This is a genomic window from Yoonia litorea, assembly GCF_900114675.1.
In the GTDB taxonomy this organism is placed as follows: Bacteria; Pseudomonadota; Alphaproteobacteria; order Rhodobacterales; family Rhodobacteraceae; genus Yoonia; species Yoonia litorea.
In genome coordinates this window covers 143,733-169,506 of record NZ_FOZM01000003.1, presented here as the reverse complement: position 1 = coordinate 169,506, position 25,774 = coordinate 143,733, and the positions used below count along the sequence as shown (strand labels likewise).

The 25,774-nt window shown below is 59.6% G+C and carries 26 protein-coding genes; 17 read left to right on the top strand and 9 right to left on the bottom strand.

Annotated features, from left to right (window positions below):
• Positions 1-32: 32 nt before the first annotated feature.
• The 6 genes from cobJ to BM316_RS13975 all read right to left on the bottom strand — a co-directional run bounded on the left by cobJ (position 33) and on the right by BM316_RS13975 (position 5,898).
• Positions 33-1,841: a precorrin-3B C(17)-methyltransferase gene (cobJ, locus tag BM316_RS14000; protein ID WP_090209856.1), complete on the bottom strand. Its 1,809-nt coding sequence runs from the start codon at positions 1,839-1,841 to the stop codon at positions 33-35.
• Positions 1,832-2,572 (bottom strand): precorrin-2 C(20)-methyltransferase, encoded by a 741-nt coding sequence (cobI, locus tag BM316_RS13995; protein WP_090209853.1) that lies wholly within the window; start codon positions 2,570-2,572, stop codon positions 1,832-1,834. Before cobI ends, cobJ begins: the two co-directional genes overlap by 10 nt.
• Positions 2,569-3,771 carry a precorrin-6y C5,15-methyltransferase (decarboxylating) subunit CbiE gene (gene cbiE, locus BM316_RS13990; protein ID WP_090209851.1) on the bottom strand — a complete coding sequence of 401 codons (1,203 nt, stop codon included), beginning with the start codon at positions 3,769-3,771 and terminating at the stop codon, positions 2,569-2,571. The genes cobI and cbiE overlap by 4 nt, the downstream gene beginning before the upstream one ends.
• Positions 3,764-4,399 carry a precorrin-8X methylmutase gene (locus tag BM316_RS13985; RefSeq protein ID WP_090210405.1) on the bottom strand — a complete coding sequence of 212 codons (636 nt, stop codon included), beginning with the start codon at positions 4,397-4,399 and terminating at the stop codon, positions 3,764-3,766. Before BM316_RS13985 ends, cbiE begins: the two co-directional genes overlap by 8 nt.
• Positions 4,400-4,468: 69 nt before the next feature.
• Positions 4,469-5,683, bottom strand: a complete 1,215-nt coding sequence (locus tag BM316_RS13980; protein ID WP_090209849.1) for a sirohydrochlorin chelatase — start codon at positions 5,681-5,683, stop codon at positions 4,469-4,471.
• The gene (locus tag BM316_RS13975; protein WP_090209847.1) at positions 5,680-5,898 is read right to left on the bottom strand and encodes a DUF6732 family protein; all 219 of its coding nucleotides are present in this window, start codon (positions 5,896-5,898) and stop codon (positions 5,680-5,682) included. The genes BM316_RS13980 and BM316_RS13975 overlap by 4 nt, the downstream gene beginning before the upstream one ends.
• On the opposite strand from BM316_RS13975, the gene BM316_RS13970 reads away from it, so the two are divergent.
• A complete protein-coding gene (locus BM316_RS13970; RefSeq protein ID WP_090209845.1) occupies positions 5,897-6,130 on the top strand; it encodes a hypothetical protein in 234 nt (77 codons plus the stop codon). The genes BM316_RS13975 and BM316_RS13970 overlap by 2 nt on opposite strands.
• Positions 6,131-6,224: 94 nt before the next feature.
• Positions 6,225-7,202, top strand: coding sequence for a glutathione S-transferase family protein (locus tag BM316_RS13965; protein ID WP_090209843.1), 978 nt, complete (start codon positions 6,225-6,227; stop codon positions 7,200-7,202).
• On the opposite strand, the gene BM316_RS13960 is transcribed toward BM316_RS13965, so the two are convergent.
• Positions 7,165-7,554 (bottom strand): response regulator, encoded by a 390-nt coding sequence (locus tag BM316_RS13960; protein WP_090209841.1) that lies wholly within the window; start codon positions 7,552-7,554, stop codon positions 7,165-7,167. The two genes, BM316_RS13965 and BM316_RS13960, sit on opposite strands and share 38 nt — an antisense overlap.
• 189 nt (positions 7,555-7,743) lie before the next feature.
• Here BM316_RS13960 and BM316_RS13955 point away from each other — a divergent pair, with 189 nt between their 5' ends.
• From BM316_RS13955 to BM316_RS13940, 4 genes are all read left to right on the top strand, one after another.
• Complete coding sequence (locus tag BM316_RS13955) at positions 7,744-8,118, top strand: DUF1636 family protein (RefSeq protein WP_090210403.1); 375 nt, start codon at positions 7,744-7,746, stop codon at positions 8,116-8,118.
• Positions 8,118-9,050: a threonine-phosphate decarboxylase gene (locus BM316_RS13950; protein ID WP_090209839.1), complete on the top strand. Its 933-nt coding sequence runs from the start codon at positions 8,118-8,120 to the stop codon at positions 9,048-9,050. The genes BM316_RS13955 and BM316_RS13950 overlap by 1 nt, the downstream gene beginning before the upstream one ends.
• The gene (gene cbiB, locus BM316_RS13945) at positions 9,047-9,943 is read left to right on the top strand and encodes an adenosylcobinamide-phosphate synthase CbiB (RefSeq protein ID WP_090209837.1); all 897 of its coding nucleotides are present in this window, start codon (positions 9,047-9,049) and stop codon (positions 9,941-9,943) included. The genes BM316_RS13950 and cbiB overlap by 4 nt, the downstream gene beginning before the upstream one ends.
• 100 nt (positions 9,944-10,043) lie before the next feature.
• Positions 10,044-11,207, top strand: a complete 1,164-nt coding sequence (locus BM316_RS13940; RefSeq protein ID WP_090209835.1) for a lytic murein transglycosylase — start codon at positions 10,044-10,046, stop codon at positions 11,205-11,207.
• A gap of 62 nt (positions 11,208-11,269) precedes the next feature.
• On the opposite strand, the gene smc is transcribed toward BM316_RS13940, so the two are convergent.
• Positions 11,270-14,725: a chromosome segregation protein SMC gene (smc, locus tag BM316_RS13935; RefSeq protein WP_090209833.1), complete on the bottom strand. Its 3,456-nt coding sequence runs from the start codon at positions 14,723-14,725 to the stop codon at positions 11,270-11,272.
• A gap of 178 nt (positions 14,726-14,903) precedes the next feature.
• Here smc and BM316_RS13930 point away from each other — a divergent pair, with 178 nt between their 5' ends.
• From BM316_RS13930 to bluB, 11 genes are all read left to right on the top strand, one after another.
• Positions 14,904-15,380 (top strand): hypothetical protein, encoded by a 477-nt coding sequence (locus BM316_RS13930; protein WP_090209832.1) that lies wholly within the window; start codon positions 14,904-14,906, stop codon positions 15,378-15,380.
• Positions 15,381-15,450: 70 nt separating this feature from the next.
• Complete coding sequence (cobW, locus tag BM316_RS13925; RefSeq protein WP_090209830.1) at positions 15,451-16,518, top strand: cobalamin biosynthesis protein CobW; 1,068 nt, start codon at positions 15,451-15,453, stop codon at positions 16,516-16,518.
• Positions 16,515-16,964, top strand: a complete 450-nt coding sequence (locus tag BM316_RS13920; RefSeq protein ID WP_090209828.1) for a GNAT family N-acetyltransferase — start codon at positions 16,515-16,517, stop codon at positions 16,962-16,964. The genes cobW and BM316_RS13920 overlap by 4 nt, the downstream gene beginning before the upstream one ends.
• 44 nt (positions 16,965-17,008) lie before the next feature.
• Entirely contained in the window at positions 17,009-17,221 is a 213-nt protein-coding gene (locus BM316_RS13915; RefSeq protein WP_090209826.1) for a hypothetical protein, read from the top strand.
• The gene (cobN, locus tag BM316_RS13910; RefSeq protein ID WP_090209825.1) at positions 17,221-20,922 is read left to right on the top strand and encodes a cobaltochelatase subunit CobN; all 3,702 of its coding nucleotides are present in this window, start codon (positions 17,221-17,223) and stop codon (positions 20,920-20,922) included. The genes BM316_RS13915 and cobN overlap by 1 nt, the downstream gene beginning before the upstream one ends.
• Positions 20,923-20,925: 3 nt before the next feature.
• Complete coding sequence (locus BM316_RS13905; RefSeq protein WP_242649917.1) at positions 20,926-21,390, top strand: GNAT family N-acetyltransferase; 465 nt, start codon at positions 20,926-20,928, stop codon at positions 21,388-21,390.
• A 32-nt stretch (positions 21,391-21,422) separates the two neighbouring features.
• Positions 21,423-22,031, top strand: a complete 609-nt coding sequence (gene cobO, locus BM316_RS13900) for a cob(I)yrinic acid a,c-diamide adenosyltransferase (protein WP_090209823.1) — start codon at positions 21,423-21,425, stop codon at positions 22,029-22,031.
• Positions 22,032-22,044: 13 nt separating this feature from the next.
• On the top strand, positions 22,045-22,722 hold the full coding sequence (locus tag BM316_RS13895) for a YrbL family protein (protein WP_090209821.1): 678 nt from the start codon (positions 22,045-22,047) through the stop codon (positions 22,720-22,722).
• A gap of 2 nt (positions 22,723-22,724) precedes the next feature.
• Positions 22,725-23,072 (top strand): Lin0512 family protein, encoded by a 348-nt coding sequence (locus BM316_RS13890; RefSeq protein ID WP_090209819.1) that lies wholly within the window; start codon positions 22,725-22,727, stop codon positions 23,070-23,072.
• On the top strand, positions 23,072-23,431 hold the full coding sequence (locus tag BM316_RS13885; RefSeq protein ID WP_090209818.1) for a Lin0512 family protein: 360 nt from the start codon (positions 23,072-23,074) through the stop codon (positions 23,429-23,431). Before BM316_RS13890 ends, BM316_RS13885 begins: the two co-directional genes overlap by 1 nt.
• 1 nt (position 23,432) lies before the next feature.
• The gene (bluB, locus tag BM316_RS13880) at positions 23,433-24,056 is read left to right on the top strand and encodes a 5,6-dimethylbenzimidazole synthase (protein WP_090209816.1); all 624 of its coding nucleotides are present in this window, start codon (positions 23,433-23,435) and stop codon (positions 24,054-24,056) included.
• A gap of 45 nt (positions 24,057-24,101) precedes the next feature.
• On the opposite strand, the gene BM316_RS13875 is transcribed toward bluB, so the two are convergent.
• Positions 24,102-25,754 (bottom strand): thiamine pyrophosphate-binding protein, encoded by a 1,653-nt coding sequence (locus BM316_RS13875; RefSeq protein WP_090210399.1) that lies wholly within the window; start codon positions 25,752-25,754, stop codon positions 24,102-24,104.
• Between the last annotated feature and the right edge of the window lie 20 nt (positions 25,755-25,774).

The window sequence follows — 25,774 nt, the reverse complement described above, 5'->3', positions numbered from 1 at the left end:
TGCCAAAAATACTCCCGCCGGAGGCTTCTGCCCTATCCGGCCAGATCGCCGTCAATCTTACGTGCATAACCGCGTGGTGTGTACATCCGCGGGCCTTCGCCCAACTGCGCAAGACGCGAGTTGGATGATCCGATCAGAACGACCGTCAACATATCCACCTCATCCACCTGCAAATCGGCCAGACGGCGGTAGCGGATGTGTTCCTCGGGCCGCCCCAGCGACGAGGCCAGCATCACCGGCGTGTCGGCTGGCCGGTGCTTGAGCAGTATATCCCGCGCCTCAGCCAGCAGGGTCCGGCGCCGCATGGAGACAGGGTTGTAGAAGGCAATCACGAAATCGCCCTGTGCTGCCGCATGGAGACGTTTGATGATGTCTTCACGCGGGGTCAGCAGGTCCGAAAGAGAGATCGCACAGAAATCATGTCCCAAAGGCGCGCCTGCTCGCGCCGCAGCCCCTTGAAGAGCACTGACACCGGGCGAACAGATCACCTCGACGCGGCGCGCGGCATCCGAGACACCCATCTGGTCCGGTCCGCGATCCAGCAATTCAAACACCAGCGCCCCCATGGCATAGATGCCCGCATCGCCCGAGCAGACGAGTGCCACGTTCTTGCCCTTGCCTGCCTGTTCCAGCGCATAGCGACAACGATCTTCCTCGCCCCCCAGCGGAAAGTCCGAGCGGTCCTTGCCGACCGCAAGCGGACCCAGCAGGTCAATGTAGAGACCGTATCCGACCAGTTCCTCGGCCTCCGATACAAGCTTTGAGACCTCGGGGGTGCGCCAAGCTGCCTGACCAGGCCCAATGCCCACGACCGACAGCCGACCACGTGCGCGGCCCTTCAGGTCGGTCAATGGTGCAGGCACGCGGGCCAGCGCGCAGGTGGCGTTCTTGGTCTTCTGTTTGGCAACCAGCAGTTCCGCCTCCGACCCGCCCTGGGCAAGCGCTGCCGCCTCTGACACGCCATGTGTGCCGACTTCGGCAAAGACCACGTCAGAGGGGGTAGCGAGGCGCGGGGTTTCGGCCTCCAGCGTTTCGGCATCAAAGAGGCGGAGCGGCACGCCAAGCTTATCGGCAAGCGATATGATCGCCGGTTCGTCGGCCTTGAGCGTGATCGTATTCACTGAATGGATCGCCTCGGAGGCAAGCCCTGCCTCGTCCAGCACCGATTGCACCAGCGCAGCCAGTTCTGCCGGATCGCAGTCGCGGGCGCAGCCGACGCCGAGCATGATCTGCTGTGGCGCGAATTGCAGCTGGTTTTCGCCCAGATCATCCTGCCGTGCGGTTGTGGCTGAGATACGCAGCGCGCCGCCCTTTGGCAGTGCGGCCAACCACGGGGCATCGCCCGTCACTGTGGCACCTCCACCGCCCAGCAGGGCCGCCATCGCGCCTTTGGCATCGTCGCGGTTCACCAGCCGCCAGCCTGCGGGGGGTTCGTCCAAGGCGATGCCAAGGGCCACGTCGCCTGCCGTTGTCACGGCAGCCACCGCACCCAGAGCATCCGAGACCTGCGCGGCCAGCCTGTTCGCGCCGCGATGCCCGCCCAAGAGCGGTACGACGACCGACCCGTCATCCGACACGGACAGCACCGGCGGTTCGGTCCGCTTGTCGGCCAACAGCGGAGCCACAGCACGGATCAGGATGCCCGAGGCACAAACGCCGATGATCGGCACACCCGCCGCAAAAAGATCACGCGCATGATCCAGCGCATTGGCGAAAAAGGCATCCGCCTGATCCACGCGACCTTCGCGCCCATGCACGGCGAGGTCCAGAGCGGCGGCAATACGATGGGCCACCGGCTCGCCCGAACGCGAGAGGGCCAGTACGACAGGTTTCAAAGCCAAGGATCGGCCCCTTTCGTCAACAAAATCATAGAGAAATACGGCGCCTTTTCAGGGGCTTCGGCCAATGGCAGAACCACCTCTTGAGGCAAGGTCGCGCGTTCGACGTAAACGGCCGTCTCCGTCAGGCCAAGGTCGTCGATGATGGCGCGGATCTTGGCCAGATGCCGCCCGACCTTCATGATGACCACGCTCTCGGCCCCCGCGATACGGGCGCGCAACTCGTCTTCGGGCAAAGGTCCCGGCAGAACCGTCAATCGCTCATTGCGGGCCGCCAGCGGCATGCCCGCACGGGCAGCACATGCGGTGATCGAGGTGACACCGGGCACGACTTCGACGCGGTAGTTCTCGGAGAGCCGCGCGAAAAGATACATGAAAGAACCGTAGAAGAACGGATCACCTTCGCAAAGGCAGACTACATCGTGGCCCGCATCGAGCGCCGCCGCGATTTCAGCGGCACCTTTATCATAGGCATCCTGCGCGGGCTGGCGCTCGACAGACATGGGCACGTCCATCACGATTTCCCGCGTGCCGTCCTTGATCAGATCGGCAGCGATGGACCGCGCGAAACTGTCGGCACCTGCAAGAGTTGGATAGGCAATCACCTGCGCGCCCTCGATCAGCCGCGCGGCGCGCAGCGTGATCAGGTCCGGCGCACCGGGTCCAAGGCCCACGCCGTAAAGCACCCCTGCTTCATCTTGGCCAGAAAACTCCCGCCGGAGGCGTTCTGTCATCGCTTTACAAGGCTCCATTGCGTGACGGGCATCAGGGGCCGCCAGCCGGTCAGACGCCCGACGGGTTCGGCACGGTAGACCGAGAGTTTCACCAGATCGCCGCCAAATTCTCTGTGGAGCGCGATCAGCTCTGCCTCGCTTTCCAGCGTCACCGCATTGGCGACCAGACGCCCGAGAGGGCGCAACGCCTCCCACGCTGCGGCGAAGGTCTCGCGGCTAAGACCGCCGCCGATGAAGATTGCATCAGGCGCATCAAGGCCCTCGAGCGCCTCGGGCACGGTGCCGTCTATCAGTTCCAGCTTGGGCACACCAAGCGCCAGCGCGTTGGCGGCGGCCATCGCGCGCCTGTCCGCGCGGGGTTCGATCCCGATCGCACGGGCATAGCGGGCGGCGCGCATCCATTCGATCGCGACCGAGCCGCAGCCCGTACCGATATCCCAAAGCAGCGCCCCGCGCATCGGCATCAGCTTTGCTACGGTTGCCGCGCGGACCTCTTGCTTGGTCATGGTGCCGTCGGATTGAAAAAGGTTATCCGCCAATCCCGGCACGCGCGGCAGCAGGGCCGCGTCGGGGGTGGCGACGCATTCCACGGCGAGCGTGTTGAAGGCAGGCACGGTGTGGTCCCAGCTTTCCGCCAGCCCGTCAAAGCGCGCCTCGTCCTTGCTGCCCATCGCTGCAAGGACCGTCATGGGTGACTTTCCAAAGCCGCGCTCAGTCAGGAATTTCGCGATCTGGGCAGGGGTCTCGGCGCCTGTGGTCAGCACCAAAAGCCGTGCGTCCGGCTGGATGAAGGCGATCATCTGCTCGACAGGGCGGCCATGCACGGTGAGCGTTTCCACATCCGCCAGCGACCAGCCCATGCGGGCCGAGGCAAGCTGGAAGGCCGAAAGCTGCGGGTGATAGACGATCTGGGCAGGATCAATCCCCCGCCCGATCCGTGCCCCCACAGAGAACCAGAGCGGATCACCTGTGGCGAGGATCACAACACGGCGGCCTTTGAGCCCCTCAATCGTCTCAATGAGCGCGTCGAAAGGGTGCGGCCATGCAAGCCGCTCGGCAGTGACATTTTCGGTCAGCGTGTGGTGCCGGTCTCCGCCGATGATGACTTCGGCGGCCTCGACCACAGCACGGGTCGCAGGCACAAGGCCGTCCATCCCGTCTTCGCCGATCCCGACAATATGGAGCCAGGCATCACGCATCTTCAGGCAATCCTGCAGCGAGCGCGTTGACAGCGGCAGAGGCCATGGCCGACCCGCCGCGCCGTCCGCGCAAGGCGATATATTCACACCCACGCGCATCGCGGGCCAGTTCTGCTTTGCTTTCGGCGGCTCCGATGAATCCTACAGGGAAGCCAAGGATGATCGCCGGTTTCGGCCAGCCCTGATCCAGCAATTCCAACAGGTGGAAGAGCGCCGTTGGCGCGTTCCCGATGGCAACAACAGCGCCGGCGAGGTGGTCTTTCCAGAGCTCCACAGCCGCAGCCGATCGTGTATTGCCGATCTCTTTCGCACGCTCAGGCACGGACGACTCGTTGAGCGTCACGATGACCTCGTTGCCCGCAGGCAGGTAGCGGCGGATAATCCCTGCCCCCACCATCTCGCAATCGCAAAGCACCGGCGCGCCCGCTTTGAGGGCCGCGTGGCCGACCTCGGCTGCCCGTTCTGAAAACGACAGCCTGTCGGCGATCTCGACCATGCCGCAGGAATGGATCAGCCGTGTCATCACCGGCTGCATCGCTGGCGGAAACCGCTCAAGCCGCGCCTCGGCCCGCACGGTGGCGAAACTGGCCGCATAGATCGCGGAAGGGTCTTTTTCGTAAGGACGCAAGATCAGGCTTTCGGGTCGGGTGGTAATCGCCGGAGCCTCCGGCGGGAGTATTTCTGGCAAAATGATAGACTAGTCGGATTTCACCTTGCGCGCGCTTTCCGGACCATGCGGGTGTTTGGCATGCGGGTAGGCGGCGTGGTGGTGATGGTGATGATGGTCATGATCATCACCGTGGTGGTGATGATGATGGTGATGATGATCATGGTCGTGATCGGCCATCACCAGACGGCACATGCCGGTGCAGAAGGTGTCGCAGTGGGTGCAGTCGGCCACGTTCGAGCCCGGTGCATTGGCCCCCTGCCCTTCGACATGGTGGTGGTGGCTTTCCTGAACGGCGCCGACCTCGGCCTCGAAGCCCAGCACCTGAACACGGTACTTGCAGAGCACGCACGTCGGCGGCGGCACCGCACCAAAGGCGGGGTGCTTGCGGTCTTCTGGTTTGATGTGGTGATGTCGGCCATCTTCCAGCGCGAGCACCTGTTCGCGGTAGGCGCAGATCCCGCAGTTGGGCGGCGGCGTGTCGCTGTCCTGTTCCATGATGCGCTCGGCGAAGGTTTCGAGCACTTTGGGGTGATCGCCGAGGTAGCCTGCCTTGACGAACTGGATATCCGGGTGTTCGTCAGCCACCTGATCGGTGAACCCGTAGATGCGGTCGATCAGGATGCCGGAGAACAGGAAATACGGGAAGACGATCACGCGCTTGTAGGGCAACCGCGCTACATGCTGGAGGCACGGTTCGACCAGAGGGAAGGTCACACCGGAATAGCCGACCTCGCACCAACCAAAGCCCATACCTTCTTGCAGCATCCGCGCGATTTTTGCGACATTGCCATTGGCATCGGGATCGGACGCGCCGCGACCGATGACGACAAGGCAAGTCTCGGTTAAGGGCATCTCGCCGTCGTTGGCGTTGGCTTGATCCACCGCTTCCTGAATGCGGCCTGCAGCGGCGGCGATCATCTTGGGATCGACGCCCAGCTCGCGGCCATAGCTGACTTTCATGTCGTGCTTGGCGGCATATGTGTTCAGGACCGTCGGGATGTCGTTCTTGGCGTGCATCGCGGCAAAGAGCATGCCAGGCACTGCGAAGATCCGTTCGCATCCCGCCTCGCGCAGATTGTCCAATCCGTCGCGAATCACAGGATTGGCGAATTCCAGATAGCCGTAATCGGTGATCCAGTCAGGCGGCAGGTAGGCGGGCAGCTTTTCGGCCAGTGTCGCGAATTCATCGACCGCCGACTGGCTGCGCGAACCATGTCCACAGATCATCACACCGGTTTTCATGTGGCTTCCTCTTCAAGCTCGGCTTCGTCTTCCGAGACGTCTTCGGCGTCTTTCTTCTTGCCTTTCAGTGCCCCCCAGAGCGCGGCAAGCCCGGCCAACCCGATCGCAGCCCCTGCGACCCAGTGATCATGGCCCGCAAGATCACCCCAATGACCGGGGTGAGCGGATGCAGCGCTGCCTGCAAGAATCAGAATGAATGTCAGTATCGCACGCATGGGCGTCCTTTCGTTTCACGCAGACGACCAGAAACCCGCCACTTTCGGCGATCTTGACGACGTGGCGTCCGATCCCCGTATTGGGTCGACCGTTTCGCCTCCAACCGTTCTGGCCCTTGTTCTGGGCTTCGTCGTTGACGGGTATAGTGATGCGGCACTGGCAGAGCAAACGCTTAAACGACGATTTGCAGCTAACTGGCGTCAGCCGCGAATGACACGCTGCAGACGGTGATGTGCGCAGGCGCACGGTGAATGCGCCAACCCTCACCTATGTTCATTCATGCCGTTGCACTACATGTATCGCGAGATAGGAAAAGGAATCAATTATGGGACAGCTGGTTGACGGTGTCTGGCACGACGTCTGGTACGATACGAAAAAGTCAGGAGGCGCATTTGTCCGAAAGGACGCAAGCTTCAGGAACTGGATCACCGCTGACGGGTCGCCTGGCCCTTCAGGAGAAGGTGGGTTCAAGGCGGAGTCAGGACGCTACCACCTTTATGTCTCATATGCCTGCCCATGGGCACACAGGACGCTGATCTTCCGCCAGCTCAAGGATCTGACTGACCACATCGGCATCTCTGTTGTTCACCCCGACATGCTTTCTGACGGGTGGACATTTGAAACCGATGAGTATGGCGCGACAGGCGACAGGCTGTTCGGCCTGCCATTTGCGCGCGACATCTACACGAAAGCTGTTCCTGACGTCAGTGGCCGCGTCACTGTCCCGATCCTCTGGGACACAAAAACAGACAGCATTGTATCAAACGAGTCGTCTGAGATTATCCGGATGTTCAACAGCGCGTTTGATCAGATCACAGGCAACACTGATGATTACTGGCCCGAGGAACTGCGCGACGCAATTGCGCCAGTCAACGACCGTATCTACGACACGTTGAATAACGGGGTGTACAAGTCCGGGTTTGCGACCACACAGGAGGCCTACGATGCAGCCGTCCATCCATTGTTCGACACACTCGAGTGGTTGGAGGACCGCCTTTCGGAAAACCGATACCTCATGGGTGACCGTCTGACGGAAGCCGACTGGCGGCTCTGGACAACGCTTGTGCGTTTCGATCCGGTTTATCACCTGCATTTCAAATGCAATCGCAAGCGCATCGCTGATTATCCGAACCTTTCAGGATACATGCGTGAACTCTACCAAGTGCCAGGCGTCGCCGAAACGGTGAACATGCACCATATCGTCCGCCACTATCACTACAGCCATGAAACGATTAATCCGCATAGGATCATCCCGATCAATCCGGTTATTGATCTTGACGCACCGCACGGGCGTGGGGCTTGACGCCAAAAAAATGAACGATCTCCGCCAGATCATCTGGCGGGGTCGCCGTTTCGATGAAGGCTCTTGCATTTGCAGAGTGCCTGAAGATCGAACCATCTGAAAAAAATGTTGTGTTGGTGACGAAGACGACATTTGCCTCTGGCTGCCGGAATTGCGCCAAATCGGCGACAGCAAGGGCGCTTCCTTCCGACAGGACCAAATCCAGCACAATCACATCAAAGCTGACTGATTGGATGAGGTTCAACGCCCGCTCGGCAGTTTCCGCAACAGTAGTCTCGACCTCAAGACGCCCCAAGTAACGTGCCCAAAGCGCGCCTAATGCTGGATTGCTTTCTACTATCAGGCAATGCATCTCTTTCTCCTAACGCGCGTACTGCGCAGAATCGTAAACTTTATTAACAACACGTGAACACAACTCCGCTCAAATCCTTAACGAATGGTTAAGCGAGTGGTGCATGCGCAAAGATCGGCGGGAATTTCACGAAAGTTTGAGCAACCGGCTGGAAACCGCACAAAACGTGGGAAAGAACGGAAGACGAAGATGACGACTTGGATCACGGTCTGTGACACATGCAAACAGGAAGGCTGGGAAGACGGCGCCATGGAGCAAACCGATGGTGAGCAACTTGCCGCGCTGATTGAGGATGCTGCCAGAGGCACCGAGACGATCAAGACGCGACGGGTCTCTTGCCTGATGGGATGCAAACACGGCTGTAACGTTGCAATTCAGGCACCAGGCAAGCTCAACTACACTCTTGGCCGCTTCGCCCCCGAAGCGGAGGCTGCCGAAGGCATCGTCGCCTACGCTGAGAAACATGCAGCATCTGACAGCGGGCAAGTCCCTTATCGCGAATGGCCTCAAGCGATCAAAGGGCATTTCGTGACCCGTCACCCGCCGATCCCTGCTGACGAGTGATGACTATGCGCGATCATGGCGGGGGGATCGACGCAGCAATCGCAAGGTTCGGCGGTAAACGGTGCGATTGGTCGGATCTATCGACAGGCATCAATCCTGTCCCGTATCCGATGCCAGGCTTGCCTGATGATGCATGGACCGCCCTGCCAGATAAAGCTGCCTTTGCCAATCTGGCCGCGCGTGCACGGACTTTCTGGAACGTCCCTGCTGAGGCAGACATCATTGCAGCCACGGGGGCGTCGGCCATTATCGCAGCAATCCCGCACGTCTTGCCGAAGTCGGGCGTCTTTATCCCTGGCCCCACATACAACGAGCATGGCGCGGCCTTCGTCGCAGCAGGCTGGCAAATGGATGACTCCCCTGACCACGCGATGGTCGCCGTCCATCCGAACAATCCTGATGGATACCTTTGGGAGGAGGAGAAAGTTACTGCCCCCTATCTGGTGATCGACGAAAGCTTTTGCGACATCATGCCCGATGCAAGCCTGATCCACATGGCTGCGCGGCCTAATACCCTCATTCTCAAAAGTTTTGGCAAGTTCTGGGGGATGGCCGGTCTGCGTTTAGGCTTTGCGATCGGTGACCCCGTTCTTGTCGCGCGATTGAGGGATCTTCTGGGGCCTTGGCAAGTCTCGGGTCCGGCCCTCGCAATCGGTGCAGAAGGACTGGCAGATCCACAATGGGCAGATGACACCCGCGCGAGGCTTGGCAGAGATAGCGAAAGACTGGATCGGATTGTCACGCGGGCCGGTGCTGAGCTTATAGGAGGAACATCCCTTTTCCGCCTCTATCAAGTAGAAAACGCAAGTCACTGGCAAGACAAGCTCGCGCAAAATCAGGTCTGGTCGCGGGTCTTTCCCTATAATCCGAAGTGGTTGCGCTTGGGCTTGCCCGCACCGGACCGTTGGGCACAGCTTGAAGAGGCCCTATGACGCTTCTTCTTGGCATGATCCTCGACGCGATCTTCGGTGAGCCGAAATGGATCTGGTCGCGTCTGCCCCATCCGGCGGTGCTGATGGGGCAGTTAATCGGATGGGCTGACCAGAAATTCAATCGTGGGCCGTCCAAACGACGCAATGGCATCCTCTTGATGCTTGCACTGGGCATCGGCGCAATGTGTCTCGGCTGGGTTATCACGGCGGTTCCAGGTATCTGGCTGGATGTTGTTGTCGTAGCGATCCTTCTCGCACAAAGGTCTCTCGTTGAGCATGTGCAGGCCGTTGCGGACGCGCTCCGATTGTCCGTCGGTGATGCCCGCCGTGCCGTTGCAATGATCGTCGGACGCGATACGACAAATATGGATGACCCGGCCATTTCTCGCTCCGCTATCGAGAGCGCTGCAGAGAACCTTTCCGACGGGGTCGTCGCACCAATTTTCTGGTGCGCGCTTGGCGGCCTCCCGGGTCTACTGGTTTACAAAATCACAAACACAGCCGACAGCATGATCGGTTACAAAACACCAAAACACGCAGACTTTGGCTGGGCCGCTGCACGTTTTGACGATCTGTTGAACTTCATCCCCGCGCGTCTGACAGCGCTACTGATCTGGGTCGTGACGCGCAGGCCCGATCCCGCTCTGTTATTTCGCGATGCGCCGCTCCACCGCTCACCGAATGCAGGCTGGCCGGAGGCGGCAATGGCACACGGCATCGGGGTCGCGCTCAGCGGACCACGCAGCTACGATGGTCGCCAAGTGGACTATCCCTTTGTCAACGCCGGAGGTAATCTCTCCCCTGGCCCAGATCACATAGATCAAGCGGTGCAAGTGCTTTGGCGGACATGGTTCGCGGCGTTGCTCTTGATCGGATTGCTTGCGGTTGCTTAAGGGTTCGGCAGTTTCCTGCACGCACATCGGCCTTGGGCCTTGCGCCACCCTTCTCCACTGTTAGGCTTTGGGCAAAACAATTTCAGAGCGGAGATTTCAGATGCGTCTTGCAATTGCCCTTATCTTGGCCGCCAGTACGGCCAACGCACAGACATGTGGCGGACCTGTGGGATCATTTATCGACGGCGTGAAAGCAGAAGCCCGCGCCATGGGCCTGCCCGATACGACGATTGATAACTTCTTTCGCGGCGCAGAGATTGATGCCGCCGTCTTGCGGGCTGATCGTGCACAAGGCGTCTTTCAAAGGGATTTCATAGACTTCTCGCGCCGCCTGATCAGCCAAAACAGAATTGATAACGGGGCTGTCTACGGCAACCGGTTTGATGCAACCTTTGACGCCATCGAGCGCCGGTTCGGGATTCCGCGCGGTGTTCTCTTGGCGTTTTGGGCGTTTGAGACCGACTATGGCCAGGTGCAGGGCGGCTTCAACACACGTAACGCCCTTCTCACGCTGGCGCATGACTGCAGAAGGCCTGATCTTTTCCGGCCTCAACTGCTCGCCGCGATCGAACTTTACCGGCGCGGCGGCATGGATCCTGCGAGCACAACAGGGGCATGGGCCGGTGAGATCGGCCAGTTGCAAAAATTGCCACGCGAAATTGTAGCACAGGGCATGGATGGTGACGGCGATGGTGTCGTCGACCTGAAGGGATCATCACCAGACGCATTGATGACCGGGGCAAATGTGCTGTCCTCGCTTGGCTGGCGGGCGAACGAGCCTTGGCTGCAGGAAATAGTGGTTCCAGAAAACCTCGACTGGGCACAGACAGGTTTGAACCACAAAGCGAGTGTCAGGGAATGGGAAAGACGTGGTGTGCGCGCACGCAACGGTTCACTCGGACCTGCAAACCTAGAAGCTTCCGTTCTGCTTCCCATGGGCCGCAACGGGCCTGCGTTCCTCGCCTATCCGAATTTCGAGGTCTATTTTGATTGGAACAAGAGTTTCGTCTATGTGACGACCGCCGCCTATTTCGCAACACGGCTGGAAGGCGCACCAGTCTATAATGCCGGCAACCCATCCCCTGCGCTCTCGGGCGAGGAGATGATCCTTCTTCAGGAAAAGTTGACAGCCCGCGGCCATGATGTTGGCGGGATCGACGGTATTCTGGGGGCGATGACCCGGGAAGCAGTTCAGGCAGAACAGGTCCGCCTCGGACTGCCTGCCGATGCATGGCCGACGCGTGAACTCCTGAACCGCCTCTGAGGTTTTGGCCGCCCTTCGCAGCTATTATCGGCCCGGAAATATCCCCGCCGGAGGCAGGAAACTTAAGCCACCAGTGCTTCGGCCTTCTTGAGGTCGACCGATACCAACTGCGATACGCCCTGCTCGCCCATCGTGACACCGAACAGACGGTCCATCCGGCTCATTGTCACGGCGTGGTGGGTGATAATCAGGAAGCGGGTCTCCGTCCGTCTGGTCATTTCATCCAGCAAATCGCAGAAACGGTTTACGTTTGCGTCGTCCAGCGGCGCATCCACCTCGTCAAGCACACAGATCGGCGCGGGATTTGCAAGGAAAACCGCAAAAATCAGAGCAAGCGCCGTCAGAGTCTGCTCGCCCCCCGACAAAAGCGACAACGTGCTCAGTTTTTTGCCGGGCGGTTGGCACATGATTTCGAGCCCGGCCTCGAGCGGGTCATCGGATTCAACAAGCACCAGCTTGGCTTCGCCACCGCCAAAGAGGTGGGTAAAGAGCAGACCGAAGTTTTCATTGACCTGCTCAAATGCCGTCAACAAGCGTTCGCGCCCCTCTTTGTTCAAGCTAGCGATGCCTGTGCGCAGCGCCGCGATTGCGGCTTCCAGATCTGACTTCTCGCTGACAAGCGCGTCATGCTCAACCTGTACCTCTTTTGCGTCTTCCTCAGCGCGAAGATTGACTGCGCCAAGCGCGTCGCGCTGGCGTTTCAGTGCGTTGACCTCCGCCTCGACTTTTTCCGATGCCGGCATCCCTGCGACGTCGGTCTCAAGCGACTCAAGCAATTGCGCAGGTGTGACCTCCTGCGCCTCCATGATCCGCTCTTCAGCATAAGCGACCGTTTCGCGCGCGGCATCACTGCGGGCCTCAGCGCGCGCGCGTGCTTCGCGTGCTTCCGAAGCGAGGCGCTCAGCGTCACGCTCGTTATGGCCCAGATCGCGTAGGATCGTCTCGGCTTCCGCCAATCTGTCTGCAGATGTTTGGCGGCGGGCTTCGGCTTCCGCGATTGCATCGGCAAGCTCTTCACGCTTGGCTGCAATCTCGGCAGGTGCAGCACTTGCAGTCACCAATTCTGCTTCAGATGCCTCCTTACGTTCTGCAAGTTCGGCGGTGCGTTTGTTGGCTGTCTCCAGGCGGTGCTTCCAGCCGCTGACTTCTTTGGTGATTTCCTGACTGCGCCGCAGACGCGCTTCGCCTTCGCGCCTGACCTCATCGAAAGCAGAGCGGCGCGACATCATCGTGATGCGCGCGGCCTCGACCGTCATCTTCACGTCCTCAACTGAAGCACGCGCGGTGTCAAGATCGCCAAGCTCCGCCGCCGCCTTCTCTGCCTCAGACAGAGATTTGCGCGCAGCCATCGCCTCTTCCTCATGGCGCTTCACAGCCATTCCAAGACTTTCCAGCCGTCCTTGAGAGAGATTCCGGTCAGCCTCGGCACGGCTCGCGGCACGATTTGCGTCAGCGACGGCGCGGTCTGCATCGCGGCGTGCTTGCCGCGCCGCATGATCGGCTTCGGTCTGTTTCTTCAGCATCTGCGTTAGCGCTTCATGTGCCTGCGCGGCACCGATCGCTGTTGCATTTGCCTCTTCGAGATCGCGTTTCAACTCAGTCAGACGGTTCAACTGCTGTAGCCTGAGCGCAGCCGCCGACGGGGCATCTTCTGCACCGGCTCGGAATCCGTCCCAACGCCAAAGATCGCCTTCGATCGACACGAGGCGCTGGCCCGGTTTCAGGTCTGACTGCAGACGCGGCCCATCAGCCGCATCAACGAGCCCCACCTGTCCCATCCGACGCACCAAGACAGGGGGAACCGAAACGTAATTCGTGAGTGCCTTGACGCCTTCCGGCAGGGACTGCGCATTGGCATAGCCAGGCAAGGCCACCCATCCCGATGCGCCATTCTCGGCAATTTCAGGTGCACGCAAGTCATCAGCCAGTGCAGCACCGAGTGCTTTCTCGTAGCCGCCTTCGACCCGCAACAGATCGAGCACCTGACCACCCTCAGCCGTATCGCGCTCAACCAGCTTGGCCAAGGCCGACACCTCGGCACGCAAGGCGTTTGCTTCGCCTTCCGCTTCCGACCGCAAAGCACGAGCGTCGCTTTCGCGCTGTTGGGTATCGGCGCGCGCAGCCTCTGCAGCAACAAGGGCTTCGTCAGCTTCGGCCGCTGCGGATACGGCTGCTTTTTCCGCCTCGCCTGCAGCAGCAAAATCGGCCTCGGCCTTGGCAAGTGCTGCTTCCGCATCTGCGACGGCTGCTTTCGCCTTTGCAGCTTCGCCTTCGCTTTTGGCCAATGTTGTGCGGTTGTCTTCGAGCAAGCGTTGCGCTGATTGATGACGCGCGGCAAGGCGTGCCACATCTTCTGTCAGTTGCGTCAGATCGGCTTCGCGCTGTTGTAGAACGCCTGCCGCCTCACGCGCATCGGCTTGGGCGGACTCAAGACGTGCCTCATGCCCCTCTCCGGCCTTTCCGATTTCGCGTGCTTCCCATTCAAGTCGCTCGATTGTCTCTCCGGCATCGCGATTCAAACCGCTTTCGCGTTCCATATCGCGGGTCAGTTGGTCGATACGCGCGCTGAGTGTTTCAATCATATCGCGTGCACGCTGTTCCTGATCAGACAACGTGTCCCGCTGCACCAGAAGCCGCTGAAGAACGGCTGCTGCAATCGCCTCTTCCTCACGCAGTGGCGGCAATGCCTCTTCGGCTTTCTGGCGGGCCTTTGCCGTCTCGCGCGCCGCCTTCTCGGCTTGAGCAGCCGCAGTTGTCCGTTCACGCAGTTGCTCGCTGGCGGCCAGCAGGGCTTCGTCAGCCTCTTTCCATCGGCGGAAAAGAAGCATCCCTTCAGCTTTCCGCAGCTTTTCGCCAATTTCACGGTAGCGGGCCGCTTGTCGTGCCTGCCGCGCCAATTGGCCCAACTGGTTGGCGAGTTGTTCAATCACATCGTCAACGCGGGTGAGGTTGCTTTCGGCACCTTTCAGCTTCAACTCGGCCTCATGCCGGCGCTGGTAAAGTCCAGAAATCCCGGCCGCTTCTTCCAGAATACGCCTCCGCGACTTCGGCTTGGCATTGATCAATTCCGAGATCTGACCTTGCCGGACCAGCGCAGGTGAATGAGCACCGGTCGAGGCATCGGCGAAAAGCATCTGCACATCGCGCGCGCGGACGTCTTTGGTGCCGACCTTATAGGCCGATCCCGCATCCCGCGTGATCCGACGCGTGATCTCAAGAAGGTCGCTGTCATTGAAGGTCGAGGGAGCCAGACGCTCGCCGTTGTCGATCACAAGTGAAACTTCAGCGAAGTTCCGTGCCGGCCGCGTCGCTGCCCCGGCAAAGATCACATCTTCCATGCCGCCGCCGCGCATCGCTTTGGGGCGGTTCTCACCCATCACCCAGCGCAGGGCTTCCAGCAGGTTGGACTTTCCGCAGCCATTCGGACCGACCACGCCGGTCAACCCGTCTGCGATGATCAGATCGGTTGGGTCAACAAAGCTTTTAAAGCCGTTCAGTCTGAGTTTGCTAAATCGCAATGATTCGACGCCCGTGATTCCTCAAGATGCGAAAGCATCGCCCCCCAAGAAGGCGCGAGTCAACGTCGCAGCACCTGCATCTGCCATATTTGGCGATCTTATCCACAAGATATTGCGGTTTCTTGCCGCCGAACATGGGTGAGCTAGATGCAATCTCAACTTTCATGACGGGGTATTCATGCGCAAATTTATTTATCTGTTGATCGGTCTGGTGACTGGTTCGGCCCTCGGCGCTGCCTATGGTGGCGATGTCTTGGCGTCCATGGCGCCTGCCGAAAACCTGGAGGTTGGCGATGCTCCCTACCAGAACCTTCGGGAAGCAAACAGTATGCCGTGGCCGTCCGAGTTGCCGGTCCCCGAACTCGCAGTCGACCTTCAGAAGGATCCTTCTTCCGGTCACAACCTCATCTTGACGGCTGACGGTTTCGTCATGACACCCGAAGATACGAATGGCCCGGTCGAGGCTGGTACCGGCCATGGCCACATGTTTGTGAACGGCGTGAACGTTGGACGTCTTTACGGCAACTACCATCATTTCAACAACCTGCCCGAGGGCGATGTGACAATTCACATCTACCTCGGTGGCAATGATCACCGAATTTGGGTCGCAAACGGCGAACCGCTGTTCGTGGAAAGGACATTTCAGGTCGAATAGCCCCCTTGCATCATGGCTGGCAGCCCGCCAAAACTGCGGCGTCATTTCTGCATGCGAACGGAGCCGCCAGATGCCAGCCAAAATACCCGCCACCGTCGTTACCGGTTTCTTGGGCGCGGGAAAAACGACTTTGATCCGCCATATGTTGCAGAATGCCGAAGGCAAGCGGATCGCACTGATCATCAATGAGTTCGGCGATCTTGGCGTGGATGGCGATATTCTGAAGGGCTGCGGCGACGAGGTCTGTTCCGAGGACGATATCGTCGAGCTCTCCAATGGCTGTATTTGTTGCACCGTTGCCGATGATTTCATTCCCACGATGGAGGCGTTGCTGGCGCGGGACGTGAAGCCCGACCATATCGTTATCGAAACCTCTGGATTGGCACTTCCGCAGCCACTCGTGCGCGCCTTCAACTGGCCGGGGATTTCGACTAAAGTGACTGTCGATGGTGTTGTCACAGTGGTCGATGGCCGCGCCGTCCATGACGGACAATTTGCGCATAATGTTGCTGCCATCGACGCGCAGCGTGCAATGGATGAGAACCTTGATCACGAAACGCCCCTGTCCGAACTCTTCGAAGATCAGATCGCCTGCGCTGACATGATTGTGGTCAATAAGACAGACCTCTTAGGCGCAGAGGAAGCCGATGCCCTCAGCAGCAAGTTGAAAGCCGAGGCGCGATCGGGTGTTCAAGTGGTGAAAGCTGCCATGGGCGCGTTGCCAGTGGACGTTCTACTCGGTCAGGGTATCGGCGCGGAGAACGATCTGGAGGCCCGCCACGAAATCCACCATCATCACCACCACGACGATGAGGATGATGATGATCATCACGACCACGAACATGAACACGGACATGACGAGTTTGAAAGTTTCATCTTCACTCGCGGCGAAATCACAGATGCAAAGGCCTTCGCCCAACAGGTGGCTGATGTCATCCGGACTCACGACATCCTGCGCTTGAAAGGCTTCGTCGCGGTAGAGGGCAAGCCCATGCGTCTGACCATTCAGGCGGTAGGACCCCGGGTCGACACTTATTTCGATCAACCGTTTGGCGCGGCCACCCGCGAGACACGTCTGGTAGTGATCGGTGAGGCAGGACTTGATCACGACGCGATCTCTGCTGCCCTCGCATCATGATCATCGTCGAGCGGACAGACCCACGTCATCCGCAGGCAACTGCCTTGTTGAAACAGAGCCACGCTTTAATGGAAAGCCTCTTTCCGCCAGAAGACAATTTCTATCTTGATATCGACGACCTTGTTGATCCATCGATCCATTTTTTCGCCGCGCGTATTGGCACCGACCTTTGCGGCACCGGCGCCTTGGCCCCAAAAGCGGGCTACGGCGAAGTGAAGTCGATGTTTGTCGCTGAAGAAATGCGTGGCCAAGGCGTCGCGGATGCGATCCTGCGCCAGATAGAGGACCAGGCACGCGAAGAAGGACTCGAACTTCTGAAACTCGAAACCGGTAACGTCCTTCATGCAGCGCACGCGCTTTACCGAAGACATGGATTTACCGCATGCGGGGCCTTCGGCGGCTACGAAAACGCTGGCAGTTCGATCTTCATGGAGAAGCGGATTTGACCTTAGAGATCAGGCCTCATTTCAAGGTCGCGGAGCGTTCTCCCATGCGCCTCGTCCTCATCCATGTGATCAGCCGGGTCAGCGGGCCTGTCATGCGGATTGTCACCACTATCAACATCGGCCTTCTCTTGCGCCTCTTCCAGATCGTCGACGTCTGGGCGCAGCGGTTCGCCTTCGCTTTCTCTCTCTTTGCTCATACTGGCGAACGCTCTGGCACTGAACTGGTTCCGCCTGCCACCAAAGTTGGTCAGGTCTGATGCATCTGCTTGCCGCCACACCTGGTGCGATTTCCGACGGCAGTGAACCTGTCGATCTTGGACAGACCCCTGACGATGTCGTCGTCATCTCTGCCGCCGATACTGAACTTGCCGCGCTTTCAGAGGCGCGATCAGAGATGGCTGATCCGCCGGGCTTGCGCTTGGCAAATATGATGCACCTGACCCACCCGATGTCGGTGGATCTGCATCTGGATGATTGTGCCACAAAATCGGGGCTGGTCATCGCCCGCATCCTTGGCGGCGCGGGGTACTGGAAATACGGCCTGACCCAATACGCCGCAAGGCTGCACGAGGCGGGCGTGCCATTCGTCGCTTTGCCGGGTGACGACAAGCCCGATCCTGAGTTGCGTGAACTCTCGACAGTAAGTGCTGAAGACTATGACGCCCTGTGGGCCTATCTGGTTGAAGGCGGGCCACAAAACAGCACTGCCTTTCTGAGTTACGCAAAGGCGATGCTGACCGGAGCGGACAAGCCTGCCGCCGCCAGTCCCCTGCTGCGTGCTGGTGTCTACTGGCCAGGTGCGGGCATCGCTGATCTGACTGCGGCACAGGCCGAATGGACCGAAGGCGCACCGGTTATCCCAATCATCTTTTACCGCGCCCTGGTGCAGGGTGGTGGCCTGAACCCGATCAATCGACTGACCCGCAGTTTGCTGCGTGCCGGTCTGAACCCTTTGCCCATCTTCGTGGCGAGCCTGAAAGACACGGTCAGCTCGGCCACGCTCAACAGTCTCTTTGATGCAGCCCCGCCAGATGTGATCTTGAACTGCACGGCATTCGCCGTGGGAAGCCCGCACGATGGCGACGACAGCCCTGCGAACCCCTTGCTGGTAAACGATGCGCCTATCTTTCAGGTGATCCTGTCAGGCGCATCCGAAGCTTCGTGGGATGAGGGCCTGCACGGCCTTTCGGCCCGTGACATTGCTATGAACGTCGCTCTGCCCGAGGTGGACGGCCGCGTCTTGTCGCGTGCGGTCAGCTTCAAAGGCGAGGCCTTTTTCGACCAAGCCACTGAATGCCCGATTGCCACCTATCAGGCGCGCGGTGATCGGATCGACTTTGTAACGCAACTGACCAAAGGCTGGGCAAACCTTCGTCGGACGCGCGCGGGCGACAAGAAGACCGCACTGATCCTGGCCAACTACCCCAATAAAGACGGGCGTCTGGCCAACGGCGTCGGTCTTGACACACCTGCTGGCACCGTCCATGTGCTGAACCTTCTGAAAGACGCTGGCCACGCCGTCACGCCACCAGCCGACAGCGCCGCATTGATGCACCAGATTATGGCGGGCCCGACGAACTGGCTTACCGACCGCGCCGACAAGAATGGCGGAGAATTCCTGCCGCTGAACATCTACAAACAGCACTACGACGCCCTGCCTTGGGATCTTAAGGAACAGATCACCACGCGCTGGGGCGCCCCTGAAGATGACCCCTTCATCTTGGCGAAAAAACTCCCGCCGGAGGCACCCGACGCTGCAACCGGCACCGGTTTCGCCCTCTCGATTCACCGCTTCGGCAATGCGGTTGTTGGCCTGCAACCGGCGCGGGGCTACAATATCGATCCGACGGACACTTACCATTCGCCTGACCTTGTTCCGCCGCACAACTACCTCGCCTTCTATTTTTGGCTGCGGCATCACTGGGGCGCAGATGCGATTGTTCATATGGGCAAACATGGCAGCCTAGAATGGTTGCCAGGCAAAGCAGTCGCCCTCTCTGAAACCTGCTGGCCCGAGGCGATCCTTGGGCCGACCCCGCATATCTACCCTTTCATCGTCAACGACCCCGGTGAAGGCACGCAAGCCAAGCGCCGCGCCAGTGCGGTGATCATCGACCACCTGACCCCGCCGCTGACCCGTGCCGAAAGCTATGGTCCGTTGCGCGATCTCGAAGCGCTGGTGGACGAGTACTACGAGGCCGCTGGCGTCGATCCACGTCGCATTGGTCATCTGCGCAAGGAAATCCTGTCGCTCTCTGACGTTACGGGTCTGGCAAAGGATGCAGGCTTTACCGGCGATCAAGACACGGACCTTGGCAAGCTCGACGCCTATCTGTGCGAGTTGAAAGAGGCGCAGATCAGGGACGGGCTGCACATTTTCGGGCAATCCCCCGAAGGCCCCTTGGCCCGCGATCTCGCCATTGCCATTGCCCGCGTCCCACGTGGCGATGGTAGCGGATGCAATGCGTCGCTGCTGCGCGCGCTGGCGACCGATCTCGACTGCGGTATCGACCCTCTGGATTGCGATCTGGCAGCACCTGCGATGCGCAAACCTGCGGCGCTTCAAGGCGAAGGCAAATGGCGCACGAACGGCGACACAGTCGAACGTCTCGAACACCTCTCTCAACGGCTTGTCGACGGCGGAGTCGAAGCACCAGGCCCGGCCTCAGGCCTCGTTTTGCAAGAAATCGCAGACACCATCTCGACCGCCATTCGGGACTGCGGCCCTCACGAAGGAGCAGGCATTTTGCGCGCTCTGGATGGTAAGTTCGTCCCCCCAGCCCCCTCCGGCGCACCCACGCGCGGGCGGTTGGATGTTCTGCCCACGGGCCGCAACTTCTATTCCGTCGATAGCCGCGCCGTCCCAACCCCCACCGCTTGGGCGTTGGGATGGAAGTCGGCCAACCTGCTGATTGAAAAACACCTGCAAGACCATGGCGACTGGCCACGCACGATGCTGGTCACAGCTTGGGGCACCGCCAATATGCGCACCGGCGGCGATGACATCGCTCAGGCTTTGGCGTTGATGGGCGTCAAGCCCAAATGGGACAGCGCCAACCGCCGCGTGACTGGGTTCGAGGTGCTGCCTCAATCGGTTCTCGGTCGGCCACGCGTCGACGTGACCTTGCGTATCTCCGGCTTTTTCCGCGACGCATTCCCGCAACTGATCGCGCTGGTCGACAGCGCCGCGCGTGCGGTGCAGGCGCTGGACGAACCCGACGATCTGAACCCTGCCGCCGCGCGCACCAGAAAGGGCGAGGATCAGACGCGTGTCTTCGGCTCGAAACCCGGGGCCTATGGCGCAGGACTGCAAGCGCTGATCGACGAACGCATCTGGGCCGAGCGATCTGATTTTGCAGAGGCTTATCTTGAATGGGGATCTTACGCTTACGGGTCCGGCGCAGAAGGACGCCGCGACCGGGCAGCCTTCGAGGCGCGGCTTTCCCAGACCGAGGCCATCGTCCAGAACCAAGACAACCGCGAGCATGACGTGCTCGACAGCGACGACTATTACCAGTTCGAAGGCGGGGCCGCCGCAGCGGTCAGCACGCTGCAGGGGCAGGACCGCCCGATCTATCACAACGATCATTCGCGCCCGGAACGGCCCGTGATCCGCACGCTTGAGGATGAAATCGGCCGCGTGGTGCGTTCCCGTGTCGTGAACCCCAAGTGGATTGATGGGGTCAAACGACACGGCTACAAAGGCGCGTTCGAAATTGCGGCAACCGTCGATTACCTCTTTGCCTTTGCCGCGACGACAGGGGCGGTCCGCAACCATCATTTTGATCTGGTCGAAGAGGCGTTTCTCGCCGATGACGACACCCGAGACTTCATTGCAGACGCCAATGCACCGGCGCTGAAGGAAATCGCCCAGCGCCTGCAAGAAGCAATCGACCGCAATCTCTGGCAGCCCAAATCAAACTCGGCGCGCGCACGGATTGCCGGTCTGTTGCGTTAGATCGTGTCACATCCTGAGCGCATCACGGCAAACGATCACCGATTGCATGCCGTTCACAGACTGATCACGGATGCCTTCGCATATATGGATGGGCTGATCGACCCGCCGTCATCCATTACGCGTTTTGATATTGCCGCTGCGCGGCATCACGCAACCAAAGGTGAGTTGATCGTCATTGGTACGCTGCCAGTCGCAGCCATGGTCATGCAGGAAATGCAGAACACCCTTTATCTGGGAAAGATCGCTGTGGCAGAGGAAGCACGCGGTCGAGGCTACGCGAAACAACTCATCACATATGCAGCAGAGCATGCGAGAGCTTTAGGGTTGCCGAACTTGACCTTGCAATCCCGAATTGAACTTAGAGCCAATCACGCGGCCTTTGCCGCCATGGGTTTTGTGGAATCCGGACGCACCGCGCACGCGGGCTTTGACAAACCCACCTCCATCACATTTACGCGGACATTGTGACGGGATAGCCTGGCCGCCAAAGGGAGCATGACATGACTGAAGATACCGACCGCCACGCAATGAAGATGGCAAAGAAGAAGGCCGCCCGCGACAAGATCATGGCCACCAAGACCGACAAGAAGGGTCTGATCATTGTCCATACGGGCAAAGGCAAGGGGAAATCCTCGGCCGCTTTCGGTATGATCTTCCGCTGCATCGCCCATGACATGAAATGTGCCGTTGTGCAGTTCATCAAAGGCGGCATGTCGACTGGCGAGCGTGATCTGATCATGTCCAAGTTCAGCGACATCTGCGCATTCCACACCATGGGTGAGGGCTTCACATGGGAAACGCAGGACAAGTCCCGCGATATCGAGATGGCGCAGGCGGCCTGGGCCAAGGCCAAAGAGTTGATCCTTGATGAAAGCAACAAGATGGTCCTGCTGGACGAAATCAACATCGCGATCCGCTACGACTATGTCGACATTGCCGAGGTCGTGTCCTTCCTGCGCGACCACAAGCCAGAGATGACCCATGTGGTGCTGACAGGTCGCAACGCACATGAAGACCTGATCGAAGCGGCCGATCTGGTCACGGAAATGGAGCTGGTCAAACACCCGTTCCGATCTGGCATCAAGGCACAGATCGGTGTGGAGTTTTAATGGCGCGCAGACGATGGCGCAGCTAGAGCTGAACAAAGACGACCAGATTGCAAGCGGTGTTCAGCGCGCGATTTTCAGGCACCCATTCGACAAGACAAAACTGGTCAAGGTCCTGAAATCCGCCGATGAGATGCCTCAACGGAGCAACTTCAACGGGCGGATGGACCAGCTATTGCCCAGCACGCGGTTACGGCAAGTGCGTAAGGAATATCAGGAATACCTACGGCTGATGCTCAAAACCGAAGGGCGCGAAGCCAGAATACCAATCAGCCATATGATGGGGTTCGTCAGCACCAATCTGGGACTTGGTTGTTTGACGGAAAGTGTGACCGAAGCTGACGGAACACTCGGAAAGACGTTAGGGGAACTTGCGAGATCCGGATCATTGAAAGATGAGGATCTCGATTTGCTTAATGATGCAGTCAGCCGGATCTATCGACTGAACATCCGCGCAAGCGACATGAACCCAAAAAACTTCGTCCTTGGTCACCGCTGGCAAGGCACCGCATTGGGGCCGCGTGAGTGTGTGCTCGTCGATGGGTTCGGAGATATCCACGCAATCCCTATCCGGTCACTTTCCAATTGGACAAACCGTTTGGGACTTGATGACAGTTGCGCACGATTGGCGCGGAGTGCCAAGTTGCGGTGGGATAAGACAAACCGCGCGTTCACACGCCGAAAGGAGAGTTAGACATGCCCAAGCACCGCGTTCTCACGGAATTTGGCCTTGGCACCAGCCTGCGCAGGCAGGACTATACGGAGGCGGCACGGCGCGGGCTGCAGGATGCGCTCTGGCACAATTCGATCAACATGGCCGAGCTTTACGGCTTCCCGAAAGAGGCGATGCTGATCGACGTGGAAATCGGCGTGCAGCAACCCGATCAGGTGGACACTAAAAGCCTGATGTCGATTTTTCCCTACGGCCGGCCCACGATCACCGTCAAACATGGCGGTCTGGATGTGCCGCGTGGCGACGGCGGCAAGCCCACCGTGATTGCGAATGTCGCGATCAATGTCTCCTTCGACATGGAGCGCGCCTGATGGAACAACGCATCATCATCGAAATGGGGATGGGCAACGACCTGCACGGGATGGACTATCAAAAGGCTGCGCGGCGGGCGATCGAGGACGCAATACGCCATTCGACGCTGCCGATTTTTGAAAGCACGGGCCTGCCCCATACCGATATGCGGGTGCAGGTGACTGTGGCCGTGCAGGAACCCGACAAGATCGACCCCGAAGCACTGAAATCAGGATTGCCCCGCGGGCAGGCCGAGGTATCCGTGACCAAAGGCGGCCTCAACATCCCGAACCCTGAAACGGGGGAAACGGCTGTGGTGGCCACAGCGGCAGTCGAGGCTTTCCTGCCAAGCCAAGCGGGCAAATGGGTGCAGACCTGAAATGAAACTGACGCAAGCCCATCGGGACGCGCTGCTGGATATCCTGCGCTGGCGGCGTGACGTGCGCCACTTTCTGTCTGATCCGATTGACGAGGCAGTTCTGGAACGTTTGCGCGCAGCGATGGAATTGGCGCCTTCGGTGGGAAATGCCAGCCCATGGCGGGTGTTGAATGTCGTCTCACCTGATAAACGCGCGGCGGTCATTGCGAATTTCGAGGCGGCAAATGCCGAGGCGGCCAAACTCTACGAGGGCGAAAAACGCGCGGAATACAACGCGTTGAAACTGGCAGGGTTACGGGATGCGCCGGTGCATCTCGCGATCTTCACCGAGACCGATCCGGATGAGGGCCACGGGTTGGGCCGGCAGACGATGCCAGAGATGCTGGCCTATTCGACAGTCGCCGCGATCCATACTCTTTGGCTTGCAGCGCGGGCTGAGAACCTTGGCATGGGGTGGGTGTCGATCCTTGATCCCGAAGGGATTGCCACGATCTTTGACGTGCCCGCGAACTGGTCTCTGACGGGGTATTTCTGTCTGGGCAAGGCGGCCTCGGATGACGACACGCCGCTTCTGCACCGCAATGACTGGCAGGAAAACAGCCCGACCGAGTGGCGCGAGGTTTAGGCCAAAGATGTTTCGAAACGTCTTGGTCGGTTCCTTCGAAGGAACTTACTTGCCCAAAGCCGCGTCCCGAACCGCCGACAGCGTGGCACCAGTCGAGAGCGCCTCTTCATCCACCCGACATTCGATCACCGCAGGCAGGCCAGAGGCCACCGCACGCGCAAATGATGCGCCAAAGTCTTCACTGCGGTCGACCAACTCGCCATGTCCACCGTAAGCCCTTGCAAAGGCGGCAAAGTCAGGGTTCGCCAGCATCGTGCCGGACACGCGTGCCGGATAGTGTTTTTCCTGATGCATCCGGATCGTGCCGTAGCGACCGTTGTTCATGACCACGACAATCGGTTTGGCCCCGTGCTGTACTGCGGTCGACATCTCGTTACAGGTCATCTGGAAACAGCCGTCACCTGCAAGACACACGACTGTGCGGTCGGGATGCTCAAGTGAGGCAGAAATCGCTGCCGGAAATCCGTAGCCCATCGACCCGGACGTTGGCGCAAGTTGCGTGCCATGTCTTTTGTATACGAAATACCGGTGCAACCATGCGGCATAGTTGCCAGCGCCATTTGTGACGACAGCATCATCGGGCAGGTTGTCAGACAGCCATTTGATCACCGCTTCCTGTTTAAGCGCGCCGGGGCTTTCCTGCGGCGCCAGCCATGCCTCGTAGTCCGCACGGGCGGCAGCCGTCCAGCCGCTCCAATCACCGGCGGGGGCTGCGTTGGAAAGTTGGTCAAGAGCCGCAGGGGCAGTCGCGGTGATCCCGATGGCGGGGGTATAGACCCGCCCGATCTCGTCAGCGTCTGCGTGAATATGGATGATCGTCTTCTGCGGATCGGCCGGATCAACCAGCGTGTAACCTTGGGTCTCAATGTCGCCAAAGCGCGTGCCGATCAAGAGCAGCAGATCCGCCTCACGCACCCGCTTTGCGAGCCGCGGGTTGATCCCGACATTCAAATCACCGGCATAACAGCGGTGATGGTTGTTGATGTAGTCCTGCCTGCGAAAGCTCACCGCGATTGGCACGCTTTGGATTTCTGCGAATGCCTGCAAGTCCGCTTGCGCCTCTGGTGACCAGTGGGGACCACCAATCACGACAAGCGGGCGTTCGGCCTGACCAAGCGCATGCATGACAGATTGCAATGTATCAGGCGTCATCTGCGCCTTGGGCAGTGTGGGCAATGTGATATCCGCAACCTCCGCGTCAGCGCTCAGCATATTCTCGGGCAGCGCCAAGACAACTGGCCCGGGTCGGCCAGACATCGCCACGCGGAACGCCCGCCCGATATATTCCGGCAAACGGTCGGTGTGATCGACCTGCGCCACCCATTTCGCCAGACTGCCGAACACGGCTTTGTAGTCGACTTCCTGAAAGGTCTCACGGTCGGTGTGGCGGTTGTCGATCTGGCCCACAAACAGCACCATCGGCGTGCTGTCCTGCATGGCAATATGAATGCCAGCCGCAGCATTCGTCGCCCCGGGACCACGTGTGACAAAACAAACACCGGGTGTGCCAGTCATCTTGCCGTAGGCCTCGGCCATCATCGCGGCACCACCCTCCTGACGGCAGACAATATTGGCGATCCCGCTATCATAAAGCCCGTCGAGTGCGGCAAGGAAACTCTCGCCAGGGACCGAGAAAACCCTCTTTACACCGAGTTTTACCAATTGATCGCTGAGGATCTTGCCACCATGCCGAACCATTCTTTGCCCCTCCAAGTCTG

Excerpts from the sequence above, each read along its gene's own strand:
- cobI (WP_090209853.1), bottom strand. The coding sequence starts at position 2,572 with ATGACAGAACGCCTCCGGCGGGAGTTTTCTGGCCAAGATGAAGCAGGG.
- cbiE (WP_090209851.1), bottom strand. The coding sequence starts at position 3,771 with ATGCGTGATGCCTGGCTCCATATTGTCGGGATCGGCGAAGACGGGATG.
- BM316_RS13980 (WP_090209849.1), bottom strand. The coding sequence starts at position 5,683 with ATGAAAACCGGTGTGATGATCTGTGGACATGGTTCGCGCAGCCAGTCG.
- BM316_RS13970 (WP_090209845.1), top strand. The coding sequence starts at position 5,897 with ATGGGCGTCCTTTCGTTTCACGCAGACGACCAGAAACCCGCCACTTTC.
- BM316_RS13975 (WP_090209847.1), bottom strand. The coding sequence starts at position 5,898 with ATGCGTGCGATACTGACATTCATTCTGATTCTTGCAGGCAGCGCTGCA.
- BM316_RS13965 (WP_090209843.1), top strand. The coding sequence starts at position 6,225 with ATGGGACAGCTGGTTGACGGTGTCTGGCACGACGTCTGGTACGATACG.
- BM316_RS13960 (WP_090209841.1), bottom strand. The coding sequence starts at position 7,554 with ATGCATTGCCTGATAGTAGAAAGCAATCCAGCATTAGGCGCGCTTTGG.
- BM316_RS13955 (WP_090210403.1), top strand. The coding sequence starts at position 7,744 with ATGACGACTTGGATCACGGTCTGTGACACATGCAAACAGGAAGGCTGG.
- BM316_RS13950 (WP_090209839.1), top strand. The coding sequence starts at position 8,118 with ATGACTATGCGCGATCATGGCGGGGGGATCGACGCAGCAATCGCAAGG.
- cbiB (WP_090209837.1), top strand. The coding sequence starts at position 9,047 with ATGACGCTTCTTCTTGGCATGATCCTCGACGCGATCTTCGGTGAGCCG.
- BM316_RS13940 (WP_090209835.1), top strand. The coding sequence starts at position 10,044 with ATGCGTCTTGCAATTGCCCTTATCTTGGCCGCCAGTACGGCCAACGCA.
- BM316_RS13930 (WP_090209832.1), top strand. The coding sequence starts at position 14,904 with ATGCGCAAATTTATTTATCTGTTGATCGGTCTGGTGACTGGTTCGGCC.
- cobW (WP_090209830.1), top strand. The coding sequence starts at position 15,451 with ATGCCAGCCAAAATACCCGCCACCGTCGTTACCGGTTTCTTGGGCGCG.
- BM316_RS13920 (WP_090209828.1), top strand. The coding sequence starts at position 16,515 with ATGATCATCGTCGAGCGGACAGACCCACGTCATCCGCAGGCAACTGCC.
- BM316_RS13915 (WP_090209826.1), top strand. The coding sequence starts at position 17,009 with ATGCGCCTCGTCCTCATCCATGTGATCAGCCGGGTCAGCGGGCCTGTC.
- cobN (WP_090209825.1), top strand. The coding sequence starts at position 17,221 with ATGCATCTGCTTGCCGCCACACCTGGTGCGATTTCCGACGGCAGTGAA.
- cobO (WP_090209823.1), top strand. The coding sequence starts at position 21,423 with ATGACTGAAGATACCGACCGCCACGCAATGAAGATGGCAAAGAAGAAG.
- BM316_RS13895 (WP_090209821.1), top strand. The coding sequence starts at position 22,045 with ATGGCGCAGCTAGAGCTGAACAAAGACGACCAGATTGCAAGCGGTGTT.
- BM316_RS13890 (WP_090209819.1), top strand. The coding sequence starts at position 22,725 with ATGCCCAAGCACCGCGTTCTCACGGAATTTGGCCTTGGCACCAGCCTG.
- BM316_RS13885 (WP_090209818.1), top strand. The coding sequence starts at position 23,072 with ATGGAACAACGCATCATCATCGAAATGGGGATGGGCAACGACCTGCAC.
- bluB (WP_090209816.1), top strand. The coding sequence starts at position 23,433 with ATGAAACTGACGCAAGCCCATCGGGACGCGCTGCTGGATATCCTGCGC.
- BM316_RS13875 (WP_090210399.1), bottom strand. The coding sequence starts at position 25,754 with ATGGTTCGGCATGGTGGCAAGATCCTCAGCGATCAATTGGTAAAACTC.